General features: G+C 70.2%; 13 protein-coding genes. 1 reads left to right on the forward strand and 12 read right to left on the reverse strand.

The window, feature by feature from the left end; translation table 11 throughout:
• Positions 1-107 precede the first annotated feature (107 nt).
• Positions 108-905 carry an Ldh family oxidoreductase gene (locus AB0J74_RS36715; RefSeq protein ID WP_363457195.1) on the forward strand — a complete coding sequence of 266 codons (798 nt, stop codon included), beginning with the start codon at positions 108-110 and terminating at the stop codon, positions 903-905.
• On the opposite strand, the gene AB0J74_RS36720 is transcribed toward AB0J74_RS36715, so the two are convergent.
• From AB0J74_RS36720 to AB0J74_RS36775, 12 genes are all read right to left on the reverse strand, one after another.
• Complete coding sequence (locus AB0J74_RS36720; protein ID WP_363457198.1) at positions 864-1,619, reverse strand: GntR family transcriptional regulator; 756 nt, start codon at positions 1,617-1,619, stop codon at positions 864-866. The two genes, AB0J74_RS36715 and AB0J74_RS36720, sit on opposite strands and share 42 nt — an antisense overlap.
• Positions 1,620-1,696: 77 nt before the next feature.
• Positions 1,697-2,506, reverse strand: coding sequence for an SDR family NAD(P)-dependent oxidoreductase (locus tag AB0J74_RS36725; RefSeq protein ID WP_363457201.1), 810 nt, complete (start codon positions 2,504-2,506; stop codon positions 1,697-1,699).
• Between the two features lie 38 nt (positions 2,507-2,544).
• A complete protein-coding gene (locus tag AB0J74_RS36730; protein ID WP_363457203.1) occupies positions 2,545-3,315 on the reverse strand; it encodes an SDR family oxidoreductase in 771 nt (256 codons plus the stop codon).
• Complete coding sequence (locus AB0J74_RS36735; protein WP_363457206.1) at positions 3,312-4,301, reverse strand: transketolase C-terminal domain-containing protein; 990 nt, start codon at positions 4,299-4,301, stop codon at positions 3,312-3,314. The genes AB0J74_RS36730 and AB0J74_RS36735 overlap by 4 nt, the downstream gene beginning before the upstream one ends.
• Complete coding sequence (locus AB0J74_RS36740; protein ID WP_363457208.1) at positions 4,298-5,290, reverse strand: thiamine pyrophosphate-dependent dehydrogenase E1 component subunit alpha; 993 nt, start codon at positions 5,288-5,290, stop codon at positions 4,298-4,300. Before AB0J74_RS36740 ends, AB0J74_RS36735 begins: the two co-directional genes overlap by 4 nt.
• A gap of 38 nt (positions 5,291-5,328) precedes the next feature.
• A complete protein-coding gene (locus tag AB0J74_RS36745; protein WP_363457211.1) occupies positions 5,329-6,591 on the reverse strand; it encodes a 2-oxo acid dehydrogenase subunit E2 in 1,263 nt (420 codons plus the stop codon).
• Positions 6,592-6,616: 25 nt separating this feature from the next.
• Positions 6,617-7,582, reverse strand: coding sequence for a C-terminal binding protein (locus tag AB0J74_RS36750; protein WP_363457214.1), 966 nt, complete (start codon positions 7,580-7,582; stop codon positions 6,617-6,619).
• Positions 7,583-7,629: 47 nt separating this feature from the next.
• Positions 7,630-9,549: an MFS transporter gene (locus tag AB0J74_RS36755; RefSeq protein WP_363457217.1), complete on the reverse strand. Its 1,920-nt coding sequence runs from the start codon at positions 9,547-9,549 to the stop codon at positions 7,630-7,632.
• A gap of 36 nt (positions 9,550-9,585) precedes the next feature.
• Positions 9,586-10,386, reverse strand: a complete 801-nt coding sequence (locus AB0J74_RS36760; protein WP_363457220.1) for an MBL fold metallo-hydrolase — start codon at positions 10,384-10,386, stop codon at positions 9,586-9,588.
• A gap of 41 nt (positions 10,387-10,427) precedes the next feature.
• Positions 10,428-11,282 carry a carbohydrate ABC transporter permease gene (locus AB0J74_RS36765; RefSeq protein WP_363457223.1) on the reverse strand — a complete coding sequence of 285 codons (855 nt, stop codon included), beginning with the start codon at positions 11,280-11,282 and terminating at the stop codon, positions 10,428-10,430.
• Positions 11,279-12,247 (reverse strand): sugar ABC transporter permease, encoded by a 969-nt coding sequence (locus AB0J74_RS36770; protein WP_363457226.1) that lies wholly within the window; start codon positions 12,245-12,247, stop codon positions 11,279-11,281. The genes AB0J74_RS36765 and AB0J74_RS36770 overlap by 4 nt, the downstream gene beginning before the upstream one ends.
• Positions 12,244-13,578 (reverse strand): extracellular solute-binding protein, encoded by a 1,335-nt coding sequence (locus AB0J74_RS36775; RefSeq protein ID WP_363457228.1) that lies wholly within the window; start codon positions 13,576-13,578, stop codon positions 12,244-12,246. The genes AB0J74_RS36770 and AB0J74_RS36775 overlap by 4 nt, the downstream gene beginning before the upstream one ends.
• Positions 13,579-13,634 lie beyond the last annotated feature (56 nt).

A 13,634-nucleotide genomic window follows, 5' to 3' on the forward strand; every position in this document is an offset into this window, starting at 1 on the left:
GCCCGGGCGGGGGGGGGCGCGGTGCGGGGGCCCTGGGGGCGCCGGGCCCCCCCCCCCCCCCCCCCGGCGACCCCCCCCCGCCGGCCCCCCCCCCCCCCCCCCCCGCCATGATCGACGGCAACAACGGTTGGGGCCAACCGGCGTGCCGGCTGGCCCTGACGATCGCCGAGGAACTGGCCGCGGAGCACGGCGTCGCGGCGGTGACCGTCCGGAACTGCAATCATGTCGGGCGTATCGGCGAGTATGTCGAGGCGCTCGCCGACGCCGGGCTGGTCGGCCTGGCCTGGTGCAACGCCGAGCCGGTGGTGGCGCCGTACGGTGGCCGGACCCGGATGTTGGGCACCAACCCGATCGCGGCCGGCATCCCGGTCGGCGCCGACGTCCCCAGCATCGTGATGGACTTCGCGACCGCGGCGTCGGCCGAGGGGAAACTCCGGGTGGCGCGCGCCACGGCGACCCCGATCCCGGAGGGACTGGTCATCGACGCGCAGGGGCGGCCGGCCACCAAGGTGGACACGTTCTACGACGGCGGGGCGCTCGTGCCCTTTGGCGGGCACAAGGGCTACGGCCTCAGCGTGATGGTCGAGATGCTGGGCGGGGCGCTCTCGGGGAACCACCCGTCCACGTCACCGCGGTACACGTTCGGCAACGGCGTCGTCCTACTGGTACTAGATCCGGCCGCGTTCGTCGGCCGCGACCAGTTCGTCGCTGAGACCGTCCAGTGTGCACAGGCGCTGCGGGACAGCGCGCCCGTGGTCAGCGGCCGGCCGGTGCTCGTGCCGGGAGACGTCGAGCATCAGCAACGCGCGGCGCGACACGCGACGGTGCCGGTCGCCGAGCAGGTCGTCGAGGACCTGGGACGGTTAGCTGGCCGCCTTGGCGCGCCGGCGTGGCGCCTGGGCTGACTTCGCCGCGTCGGCCGGGTCGGCCGGGTCGGCGGGATCCTTGTAGAGGTCTGCGACGATCCGCTCGTAGCCGGCCGCGACATGATTGCGGATGAACCTGAGCGCGTCGGCCTTCTTGCGCTGCTGCAGCAGGTTGACCAAGTGCCGGTGATCGGGCTCCCAGCTGTCCTTGTAGTCCTGGCGCAGCGCCATCCGCGTGGTGAGCACCGAGTGGATCTGTGACCGCAGCCCTTCCCAGGCCCGGTAGAGCGGCGCGTTGTGCGCGGCGAGGTAGACCGAGTCGTGGAACCTGATATCCCAGTCGGCGACCGCGGGCGGCGTGCGCGCGGCCCGGCCGGCGCGGTTGAACTCCGCCAGGATCTGCTCCATCCGCGCGAAGTCCTCCGGCGTGGCGTTGCGGCAGGCGTAGTCGACCGCGATCTGGTCGAGCGCCCGCCGCACGCTGTAGAGGTGCTCGTGGTCCTCCCGCGAGAGCGTGAAGACACGGGCGCCGCGGTGTCGCTCGAGAACGACGAGGCCTTCCTGCTCCAAACGGACCAGCGCCTCGCGGATCGGACCGCGGCTCACCTTCATCTGCGCCGCCAACTCGTCCTCGCGCAGCCGTTCACCGGCCGGGATCTCACCGGAGACGATCGCTCGACGCAGGTCGTCGGTCACCTCGTCGGTAAGCACCCGCCGACGTGCCGGACCCAGCGCTGGCAGCGTTTGGACCATGCGGCACCCCTTGTATATTGCCAGACTGTAAACAACACCAACGGTCAGGACGAATATACAGCCCGGCACCGTCGGAACTAGCGCAGGGTGCCTCCAGCATTCAGGCTGAGGTTGCCGCCGTCGACCGGCAGAATCGCACCCGTGATCATCGATGCCGCGTCCGAAGCGAGGAACAGCACGGCGTTGGCGATGTCCTCGGGCTCGGCCAGGCGGCCGAGCGGGATGCCGCGGACCATGCGGGCCAGCAGCTGCGGCCCGTCCGGTCCCGGCGTGTCCACGAGCGTACGGAACAGCGGCGTGTTGACCTGGCAGGGCTGGATCGCGTTCACCCGGATCCCGAGCGACGCCCATTCGATGGCCAGCTCACGGGTGAGCTGGTTCACTCCGCCCTTGGCGACGCTGTACGCGAAGTTGCCCCGGCCCAACGCCGTGCTGCCCGCGATCGAGCTGAGGTTGACCACCGCGCCCGGCCCGCCCGCCGCGATGAGCCGCCGGGCGACCGCCCGGGCCATCAGGAACCCTCCGGTGAGGTCGACCTCGATGATCCGCTGCCAAACCGCCAGCTCCAGCTCCTCGGGCGCCGTGTGTGTGCCGATCGCCGCGTTGTTGACCAGCACGTTCACGGTGCCCAGCGCGTCGGTGGCCCGGTCGAGCAGTCCTTCGACGGCCGCCTCGTCGGTGATGTCGACGACATCGCTCCATACCTTCGCGCCGGTCTCCGAAAGCTCGGCCGCCGCGTCGGCGAGCTCCGGCCCGCGGACGTCGACCAGCGCGAGCGCGGCGCCCCTGGCACCGAGGGCCCGCGCGACCGCGCGACCGATGCCCCCGGCCGCGCCGGTGATCAGCGCGACCCGTCCGGACAGGTCGAATGCATCGGTGTTTCCCACTGTGGTTGCCTCCAGGTAAGCGAAATGGTGGGTCGGCCTCAGACCGCGGTGAGACCGGAGTCGAGGACGAGGACCGAGCCGTTGGCGAAACGCCCGTCCGGTCCGGCCAAAAAGGAGACTCCGGCGGCGACCTCGTCCGGGGTACCCATCCGCCCGTCAAGCTGGCGCTGCTCCATCATCCGACGGGTGCCCGGCGCATCGGGATCGTCGGCCAGCATGCGCTCTACCCATTCGGTGTCGACGGTGCCGGGTGCGATGGCGTTGACGCGTACGCCGTCCGCGGCGTGATCCGCGGCCAGCGCCCGGGTCAGGCCGATGACGCCCGCCTTGGAGGCGCAGTAGGCGGCCCGCTGGCGTAATCCCACCAGGCCGCCGGCCGACGCGATGTTGACGATGCAGCCCCGCTGCCGCTGGATCATCCCGGGCAGGACGAGGCGGCAGAGCCGGAACACCGCGGTCAGGTTGAGGGCGAGCGTGGTGTCCCACTGCTCGTCGGTAGTGGCGCCGGCGGTGGCGCGGAAACCGACGCCGGCGTTGTTGACGAGCAGACCGACCGGCAGTCGGTCGACCACCGCGGCGATCTCGTCCTGGATCGCCGACGGCGCGGTAAGGTCGCACACCAGGTGCTCCAACACCGGCGCGCCGATTCCATCCACTGTGTCCTTGAGCCGCCCGCCGTCGCGATCGACGAGGACGATCGGCCACCCGTCTGCCGCCAGGCGGCGCGCGGTGGCCCGCCCGATGCCCGAACCGGCGCCGGTCACGAGCGCGACGCCGCGCGTCGTGCCGTCGGCGGCCCCGCCTGTCATGCCGTCACCTGGGCCGGGTCGAACAGACCGTCGACGGCCGCGACGATGTCCGCGACGGAGGGCAACGCTGCCTCGATCAGCTTGGGGTTGGCGCCCAACGGCGCCCGGATCGCGCCCACCCGGGTCACCGGGCCGTCGAGGTAATGGAATGCCGCCTGCTGCACCTGCGCGGCGATCTCCGCGGTGGCCGAGCCCACCAGGGGCGCCTCGTCGACCACGACGATGCGGCCGTGGCGACGGGCGGCGTCGACCACCGCGTCCAGGTCGATCGGCCACAGTGTGCGGAGGTCGAGCACCTCGGCGTCGATGCCCTTGCCGCTCAGCGTCTCGGCCGCCTGGATGGCCGGCCCGACGGTGCCGCCGTAGGTCACGATCGTGCAGGCGGTGCCCGGTCGGGCGACCCGTGCCTGCCCGAACGGCACCAGGTCGTCGGGCCCGCCGACCTCGCCACGCTGCCCGGAGAGGCGCTTGTGCATCAGGAAGATCACCGGGTCGGGCGCCCGGAGTGCCGTCTTGACCAGTCCCTTGACGTCGGCCGGGGTCGAGGGGATGGCCACCGCGAGCCCGGGCGTGTGCATGAACCACGCTTCGAGGCTGTTCTGGTGGTGCGCTCCCCCGAGCGCGATGCCGTGCGTGGCTCGGATGAGCAGCGGGACCGGCCGGCCGAGCATGAACCGGATCTTGGCCGCCTGGTTGGTGATCTCGTCCATGGCGCCGAGCGCGAAGTCCACGAAGTTGAGGTCGACGATCGGATGCAGCCCGTAGAGCGCCGCGCCGACCCCCGCCGCCACCATCGCGGCCTCCGAGATCGGGGTGTCGCGCACCCGCTCCTGCCCGAACTCGGGGCCGAGCCCCTTCACCTGGGCGAAGTGCCCGCCGCGCTCGAAGAGGTCCGTGCCGAGCACGAAGATGTCGCTGTTGCGGCCCATCTCCTCGCGGACACCTTGTTGGAACGCCTCCGAGAAGGTCATGGTCTGGTTGCTCATCGGGTCACCGCCACATCCCATGCGTCGACGTTGTCGGCCGCGGTCTTCGGATCCGGTTGCGGTGACGCCTCGGCGAACGCCACCGCCTTCTCCACCCGGGCGTGCGCGGCCGTCTCCAGCACGGCGAAGCCGTCGTCGTCCAGCGCGCTGGCGGCGACCAGGCGCGCCCGGGCCGAATCGATGGGGTCGCGCTGCGAGCGCCAGTCCGCGATCTCCTCCTGCGTCCGGTAGCGCGCGACCTCACCGGTGTTGTGGCCGTAGTAGCGGTAGGTCACCGCCTCGACGAGGGTCGGCCCGGCGCCGCTGACCGCCCGGTCACGCGCCCCGGCGATCATCCGGTGTACGGCGACGACGTCCTGGCCGTCCACCCGTTCCGCGGCGACGCCGAATCCTGCGGCGCGGCGCACGATGTCGCCCCCACCGGTGACCCGGTTGACGTGGGTCTCGACCGCGTACTGGTTGTTCTCCACGACGACGACGAGTGGCAACGACCAGATCGCCGCGAGGTTCACGGCCTCCCAGAGCCGCCCCACGTTGACACCGCCGTCGCCCACGAAGCCGACCGCGACGTTGTCGTCCCGGCGATGTTGGATGCCCAGCGCCACGCCCATCGCGATGCCGGCGCCGGCGCCGACGATGCCGTTGCCGCCGTAGTGCCCCAGCGGGAAGCTGGCCAGATGCATCGATCCGCCGCGCCCGCCGACCACGCCGTCGCGCCGGGCGTACAGCTCCGCCATCACACCGTCGGGCGAGAGCCCTTTGGCCAGCGCGTGATGATGTGATCGGTGGGTTGACGAGATGACGTCGTTCTCGCGCAGTGCGGACATCACGCCGACGGCCACCGCTTCCTGACCGACCGCCGCGTGGATGCCGCCCGGGATCCGGCCGCGCAGTGAGAGCTTTTCGGCTGTCTCCTCGAACGCCCTGATGAGCAGCATCTGCTCCAGCCACTCCCGCAGTTGCGCGGTCGGCGTCTCGTCATCGGCCATACTGGTCTCCGGTGTCTCTAGATGAGGGGTGCGCATGCTCAGCCGCCGACCAACACGCGGGTGTCGGCGGCCACCGAGGCGAACGCCTCGAGCAACCGCGCGCCATCCGCGCCGTCGTACTCCCGATGATCAAGATTGAGGGTGGCCCAGAACGACGGACGGTCCACGATCCGGTCCCCGTCGCGGGCCAGCGTGTCGTGGATGGCGCCGACGGTGAGGAGCATCCCCTGTCCTAAGGGGACGATCCCGGTGAACCAGTGCACGCCATGCGTGCCCAGGTTCGACAGGGTCACCGGCGCCGACTCGCTGTCGGCCACCGTCAGCCGTCCCTGCCGGGCACGTGCCACCGCGTCGCGCCGCAGCCGCGCGATCCGGCGCAACCCGACATCCGCGAGTCCGGCGAGGGACACGTTGACCACGCCGCGATCCGTGGCCACTGACAGCCCGATCGGGGCCGGCGTGTCGAAGTCCTCGACGGCCAGGGCGAGGGCTCGCAACAATGCGTCTGTGACCGTCACGCGGGCCGGTGGCACGGTGGCCTGAGCCACGGCCATCCGCAGCGCGTCGGCCGGAATGAGCCGACTCACCGCGAAGTGCGGAATCGTCGCCCAGGATTGAGAGACCGCCGACGCGATCGCCGCCCTCGCCCGCGGCATGGACGCGGATCGCACCGGCGGTCGCGCCGCCGCGGGAGCGGGCGGGGCCGAGGCCGGTACCGGCGACACGGGCTCCGGACGCACCGGCGATTGCGCCGGCGCGGAAAGTGCCGTCGGCGCCACGGCCGGCGCGTCCAACGCCTCAGACATCCCGTGCAATCGCAAGGCCTCAAGCGCGGCGAGCCGCCGGCGACGTGGACTAAGCCGGTGTGGCGTGCGCGGCGCCGGGGTGGCGTCGGTGTCGGTCCCCGTCGCTGCCTCCGTCGCGCCGGGTGCCAGGTCGGGCTGCCCGACGGGGATCGCCCGCTCCTCACTCTGGTTCGCTGGTTCCGCAGCGGCGTTCACCGCTTCCCCACGCGGAGTCGCCGGTTCCCCGGCGGAGGACGCCGGGTCGCCCGGATCGGCGGCGGTGGCTGAGCTTTCGCCCGGGGCCAGGATTACGGTCACGGTCGTGCCCACGGGTACGACCGCGCCTTCCTCGTATCGCCGGTCGCCGAGCACGCCGGCGGTCGAGGCGACGAGGTCGTAGGTGCTCTTGTCGGTCTCGACGACGGCCACGACGTCACCGGCGGCCACCGCCTCTCCCGGGGCCTTCACCCACTCGTTGAGGATCGCCTCTTCCATGGCCATCCCGAGCGCCGGCACAAAGATCTCTTCCATCGTTGCTCCCTCAGCTGCCCGTGCCCGCCGCGAACCGGCCGTGCGTGATCTGTCCGCGGGTCGTGTACGAGAGCACGTCCGCGATCGTCCAGTCGCGCAGGCGGGTGGCGGCCGTCTCGGAGTACCAGGCGACGTGCGGTGACAGCAGCAGGTTCGGCGCGGAGCGGAGCGCCGACGGCTCCGGCAATGGCTCGGTCTCGAAGACGTCCAGACCAGCGCCGGCAAGGTGCCCGTCGTGCAGCGCCTTGGCCAGGGCCGCCTCGTCCACCAACCCACCCCGCGACACGTTGACCAGCAACGAGCCGGAGTTCATCGCGCCGATCTCCGGCGAACCGATGAGGTGCCGGGTCTGCGCCTGCAGCGGCACGTGCAGGGTCAGCGCGTCGGCGCCGTCGACGAGCGCGGCAAGGCTGGAGACCACCCGCGCGCCGGGCACGTCGTCGGTGACGAACGGGTCGAAGACCCGGACCTCGCCGAAGAACGGCCGGAGCCGGTCGACTACCGCCCGGCCGATCCGGCCGCAGCCCACCACCGCCACGCTCGCCGTGTCCATCGACCACACCCTGCCGACGTCGGTCGCCGAGCCCCAACCGGCGCGGACGGCCGCGTCGGCCGGCCCGAGGCGGCGTTGCAACGACAGCAGCATGGCCACCGCGTGGGTGGCCACTTCGCCGGTGGCGTACGCGGGTTGGTAAACGACCGCGACATTCCTCCGGCGGGCCGCGTCGAGGTCGATCGTGTCGAGGCCGACGCCGGCGCGGCCGATGACCCGCACCGAGTCGGGCAGCGCCGAGAAGGCCGCCTCGTCGAGCCGATGGAGGCTCACCACCAACGCCTGTGCGCCCTCGGTCAGCTCGGCCACCCGGGCCGGCGTGTCCACCGACCCGGTCACGAGTTCGACGTCGGCGGGAAGCCCGGCGACCACCTCGTCCAGGTTGGCCAGCGCGCCCTGTGCCACCGCGATCCGGACCGCCATACGAACCCCTCTCGTCTACTTGAGATTGTCAACAGTCAACAAGAATGTCAAGCGGCCCGGACCGGGTTGCTGAGCGTGCCGATCCCCTCGACCTCGATGACGATGCTGTCGCCGGGCTTGAGGAAGATCGGCGGGTCACGGAACGCGCCGACGCCCGCTGGCGTGCCGGTGGTGATGACGTCGCCGGGTTCCAAGGTGATGGTCGAGCTGATGAACGAGATCAGCGACGCCACCGAATGAATCATCAGCGCGGTGTTGCTCGACTGGACCGTCTCGCCGTTGAGCCGGGCGGTGATCGCGAGCCGCTGCGGGTCACCGATCTCGGCCGCGGGGACGACGCGGGGGCCGATCGGTCCGAACGTGTCGTACGACTTCGCCCGGGACCACTGGCCCTCGGCCGCCTGCGCGGCACGGTCGGTCACGTCGTTGAGCGCCGTATAGCCCCGCACGTAGTCGAGTGCCTCGTCGATCGCGACCGAGCGCGCCGTGCGGCCGATGACGACGGCCAGCTCGGCCTCCCAGTCCACCTCGCGCACCCCGTCCGGAATGACGATGGGGTCGCCGTCGGCGACGAGGCAGCTCGACCACTTGGTGAACAGAACCGGCGCGGACGGCGCCGCCGTGTCCGCCTCGGCGGCATGATCGCGGTAGTTCAGCCCGACAGCGATGATTTTGCCGGGTCGTTCGAGCGGAAGGGTGGACATGGGCGGCGTCCTTTCGATCACGGGTCTGTGCACTGCGAGAGCGGGGCTGGCGTTGGCTTGGCGGCCGCGGGCCCGCGGCCGGTGTGGAGCGGCAAAAACCGCGCCCAGCAGCATGCCGATCAGCTGGGCGAGGCCGGCGGCCAGCAGGCACCAGCTCAGGTTGTGCGGCGCGATCGCGCCGAGCACGGCCGCGCCGGCGGCGAACGAGAGGCTGCGTAGGCCGGCCGCGGTGCCGAAGACGCCGCCCTGGAGATGGCCGGGCGACCGCTGGAACCGGCTGAGGAACAAGGCCGCGACGAGCAGGGCCGTGATGGCGCCGAGGACGAACAGGGTCAGCAGCGTCAGCGCGGCGCCGGGCACGACGGCGAGCAGGCAGAGGACGATCGTGTACGCGGCGGCCGCCACCCGAACCACCCGTTCCGGCGGCGACCGCAGCGGCCAGCGGGCGGTGACCACCGACGCGGCCAGGTTGCCCGCCGCGAGGGTGGTCAACAGGACGCCCGTCCAGCCCAGGCCGCCGGTCAGCTCCCGGGACAGCAGGGGCGCCGCGACCACCACCCCGGCCTGGCCGACCGCCGTGAACGACGTGACGATGGTGACCTCGCGCAGGACCCGGTCCGACATCAGCGCCCGGATCCCGGAGACCACCGAATGCCGCGGGCGGTCGGCCGTTCGCGTCCGGCGCGGCAGCCGGATCCCGTGCAGCGCCAGTAGGGCCAAGCCGAACGGCGCCGCCGCCAGCAGCAGCTGCCCGGAGGCGGCGAGGGCGACACCGAGCCCGGCCAGCGCCGGGCCCGCCATGCCGGCCACGCTGAAGACCCCGACGTCGACCGAGAGCGCCCGCGGCAGGCCGGGCGGCGGCACGATCCGGCCGAGCTGGGCGGTCAACGCCCCGCTCAGCGCCGGCTGGCCGATTCCGACCAGCACCGCGACGCCCATCAGCAGAGGCAACGGCGCCCAGGAGATCAACGAGGCTAGGCCGGCCAACCCGAGACAGGTCACCGACAGGACCAGCGCGTACGCCCACGCGGGTCGGCGCACGGCGTCGAGCACCGTGCCGATGAGCGGTCCGCCGACCACCGCCGAGGCGGTCGCGGTGGCGAGAATAAAGGCGCCGTCCAGCGCAGCGCGCTGCGAGACCAGCGCCGCCAACAGCAGCGTGGGTGGGATTGCCTCCACGCCGGTGCGGGCGAGGAAGGCCGTTGTCGCGTACGCGGTGAGCCGGCGCGTGGTCCCGATGACGGTTGCGGGTCGCGGTTTCATCATGCGCGGGTGCGAAGTCCGGCGGAGAAGCGAAGGTCAGCGGCACGGGAACCGGATGGGTTCCCCGATGCGGGGTATGGCAACCTCGGCCCCGGGTGCGAGCCGCCGGTAGACGTCCACGAACCGTGCGGGGTCGAGGGTGGCGCCGGGCCCGTAGTCCTCGTCGTGCCACAGCCCGAAATGCATGGGCACCGCGAGGCTCGGTCGCTGCCGGAAGGCCAGCATCGCCGCCTCGTCGACGTCCATGTTCCCGGCCGTGCCGTTCATGCAGATCATCGAGACGTCGACGCGATCCTCGGTGTCGTCGACGATCCGCGCGTCGTACTCGGTGTCGCCGGAGTGGTAGACCCGCCGGCCGCCCGCCGTGATGAGGTACCCCAGCGCGTCCGGGGTGGGCTCGGGCTCGAACATGTGCCGGGCCAGCACCGCCTCGATTGTCACGTCGCCGATCGCGACGGTCTCACCGCGGCGCAGCGCATGGGTGCGGGCGCCGGGGAACCCACCGCCGCGGGCGATCTTCACGGCAGATGGTGGGCCGACGAACGCCGTCGTCTCCCGCGCCGCGAAAGCCGTGACACAGTCGGGGTCGAGGTGGTCGTCGTGAGGATGGCTGGCCAGCACGGCATCGAACTCGACCTCCTGTGCGTCCACGGGCGCCGGCACGGCCCGGGAGATCCCGTACGACGCCAGCACCGATTCCGACAGGTAGGGGTCGACCGCGATGGTCGTCCCGCCGGGACTCTTGATGACGAAGCCAGCCTGATAGAGCCACCAGATCGAGACGGTGCCCTCGGGCACGACGTCGTCGACAATTCGCTGCCACAGGGATGGGCTCACGTCGCCTCCTTTCTGCACGGGCACCGTGGTGCCCGTGCCGCTCAGCCCTTGACCCCGCCCGCGGTCAGGCCGGAGATGATGTACCGCTGGATCAGCACGAACAGCACGACCGGTGCGATCGCGTAGATGAGACCTCCGGCGAGCAACTCGTCGACCGGCGTGTCCAGCTGGCCGATCAGCGTCGCCAGCCCGACCGACGCCGGATAGCGCTCGGAGGTGGTGATCATCGTGGTGGCGAACAGGTACTCGCCCCAGCTGGCGAAGAACGCGACCACCGCGACGGCCACGATCGCCGGCGAGGTGAGCGGCACCATGATTCGGCGCAGCACGGCGAGGTGGCCGCAGCCGTCGATGAGCGCGGCCTCGCTGATCTCCCGCGGGATGCCGGCCATCGCCGAGCGCAGGATCCACACGCCGATCGGCAGGACGAACGCGGCGTGCAGGAAGGAGAGCGCGATCAGATTGTCGATCAGGTGCGTCTTGCTGTAGAGCTGGTAGATCGGGATAACGACGATGGCTTCGGGCATCATCTGCGTGGTCATCAGCAGCAGGCCGAACAGGGCCCGGCCCCGCCAGCGCAACGCCGCCAAGGTGTAGGCGCCGATGATGGCGAGCACGGTGGTGATCGCCGTCGCGACGAGGGCCAGGAACGTCGAGTTGCCCAACCAGCGCGCGATCGGCAGATCCGAGAACACTTTGCGGAAGCCGTTGAGGTTGATGTCGGTGGGCCACGGGTGCGGTGGGTACCGCAGCGTGCTGGCAGGTGTCTGGATGGCAGTGATCAGCATCCAGTAGATCGGGAACAGCACGACCAGGCAGACCGCGACGATGAGGACGTAGCGGCCGATCGCCCGGGTCCGACCCGGGCGCCGGGTGGTGGAGGGAATCGCGCTCATCGGTCGGAGTCCTCCTGGTATCTGCGCTGCACCGCCATGATCGCCACCGTCACCAGGAGCGTGACCACGAGACTGGCGACGCCGATCGTGGCGCCGTAGGAGTAGTCGTAGAACTTGAAGGCGTTGTTGTAGATCGCGACGACGAGCGTCTCGGTGTCCCGCCCGGGTCCGCCGCCGGTGGTCAGCCAGATGAGGCTGAACTGCTTGAAGGCGAAGATGAACGCCAGTAACGACAGCAGGATCAGGGTGGGCCGGATCGACGGCAGCGTCACGTGCCGAAACCGGCGCCACACGTTGGCCCCGTCGACCCGCGCCGCCTCGTTCAGGTCCTCGGGCACTGCTTGCAGCGACGCGAGGATCACGATGCTGTAGAAGGGGAAGGTCTTCCAGGTCGAGATCAGGACAACAGACACCATGGACAGTGGGCTCGACGTCAGCCACCCGCCCGACGTGTCGAGCCCGGGTACGACGTTGTCGATCACGTTGATGACACCGAAGGTCGGGTTCATGATCCAGATGAAGATGAGGACCGTGGCGATCTCCGGGAACGCCCACGGCGCCATCAGGAGCCCCCGCACCACGCCGCGACCGCGGAACCGACGGTTGACCAGCAACGCGGTGCCGAGCCCGACGCCGACCGCGATGACGACGACAGCCAACGCGTACGTCAGCGTGTTGCGCAGGTCGCCGTAGAAGTCGGGATCGTGGAACAGCCGGTCGTAGTTCCGCGCGCCCACGAACGTCGAGTCGGAGGATCCCAGGGACGCGTCGGTCATGCTCAGCCGCACGCCCTGCACGATCGGATAGAGGACGAAGACGGCCTCGTAGAGCAGGATCGGCCCGGCCAGCAAGTACGCCAGAACGTTGGTCTTCCGACGACGGCGGCCCGCCCGCACGGTGGAGGCGTTGCCCGGGGGCGACGCCTCCACCACGCCGCCGCCCTTCGGCTCTGTCGACGTCGTCATTTCAGACGCTTCGCCAGATCTTCCAGCTGGGTCTGCGCTTTGGCCATGGAATCCGGGATCGAGGTCCCCTTCGTCAGGGACTCCTGGAAGTTGGTGAGCAGGATGTGGCCGAACTCGTCGTTGGCGTTGATGAAGTCACCCATCAGGTCCATCGGTGTGACCGGTGTGACGTCCTGGTATCCGGAAAGCCACGGCAGGTCCTTGAGGTACGACGCGAACTCCGGAACGTCGTTGAGCTCCGGGTACGGCGGGATGGCGTCCAAGGACTTCATCGTCAGCAGCGCCATGTTCTTCGGCTCGAGCAGCCAGGTCAAGAACTCGGTCGCGGCGTCCTTGTTCTTCGTACCCTTGTAGATGCCGATGGGGTGCACGCGGGAGGTCGCCTTCTTGGTCGACCAGGGCGAGGCCGCACTGCGGAGTACACCGTAGATCTTGGGGCTGCCGGTCTTGAGCACGTTGACCGTGGCCGACACGACCATGCCCATCGCCGCCCGGCCGTCGCCCATCAGGCTCATCATCTGAGCGTCGTTCAGGCCCTTCGGGATGCTCGAATCGTAGAGCGACTTGAACAGTTCGAGGGTCTTGATGACGGGCTCGCTGGTCACCATCGGCGTCTTGCCCTGGGCCCAGACCCCGTCGTACGCGTTGATGGTGTTCTGCAGGTTGAACCAGAAACTGCCTTCTTCGGCGAGGGTGTTCGCCTGGATGATGCCGAACTTGTCGGGCCGTTTCGTGAGCCGCTTGCCCTGCTCGACCCACTCCTCCGGCGAGGTCGCCGGCTGGAGGTTGTTCTCCTTGAAGATCTGCTCGTTATAGAGCATGCCGAACCCGACCGTCACGGTGCTGACGCCGTAGAGCTGGCCGTCCTTCTGCATGAAGGCGTGCAGCTTGGCGTCGGGGGTCACCCTGGCCGCGTTGACCGCTTCGGTCACCGGCAGGAACTGGTTGAGCGACAGCAAGCGTGCGGCGAGATCCGGCGGCGCCGTGATGAGGTCACCTTGCAACGCGCCCGACTGCGTCTGGGTCAGGACGTTGTTCGAGTACTGGGTGAAGGGCCAACCGACCATGCTGACTTCGATCGTCTTGCTCTGGGCGTTGAACGCGTCGCAGACGGCCTTCCAGGCGTCCTTGCGGCCAGGTTCGAATCCCATCCACGAGACGATCCTGACCTTGGTCTTGCCGCCGGCTGTCTGGTCGCCGGATGATGATCCACAAGCGGCGAGGAGAGGGGCGCCGAGTGCCGCGAGACCGAGCGCGCCGGCGCCCTTGAGCACACCGCGCCGTCCGATCCCGGTGCCTCGGTTGCCCTGCGGGCTGACGATGTCGGCCATGAAATCCTCCTAGTAAGACCTGAACCCGGGACCGACCTTCTGTTTTTTGTTGACAG

The sequence above is a fragment of the Asanoa sp. NPDC049573 genome (assembly GCF_040676615.1).
GTDB lineage: Bacteria > Actinomycetota > Actinomycetes > Mycobacteriales > Micromonosporaceae > Asanoa.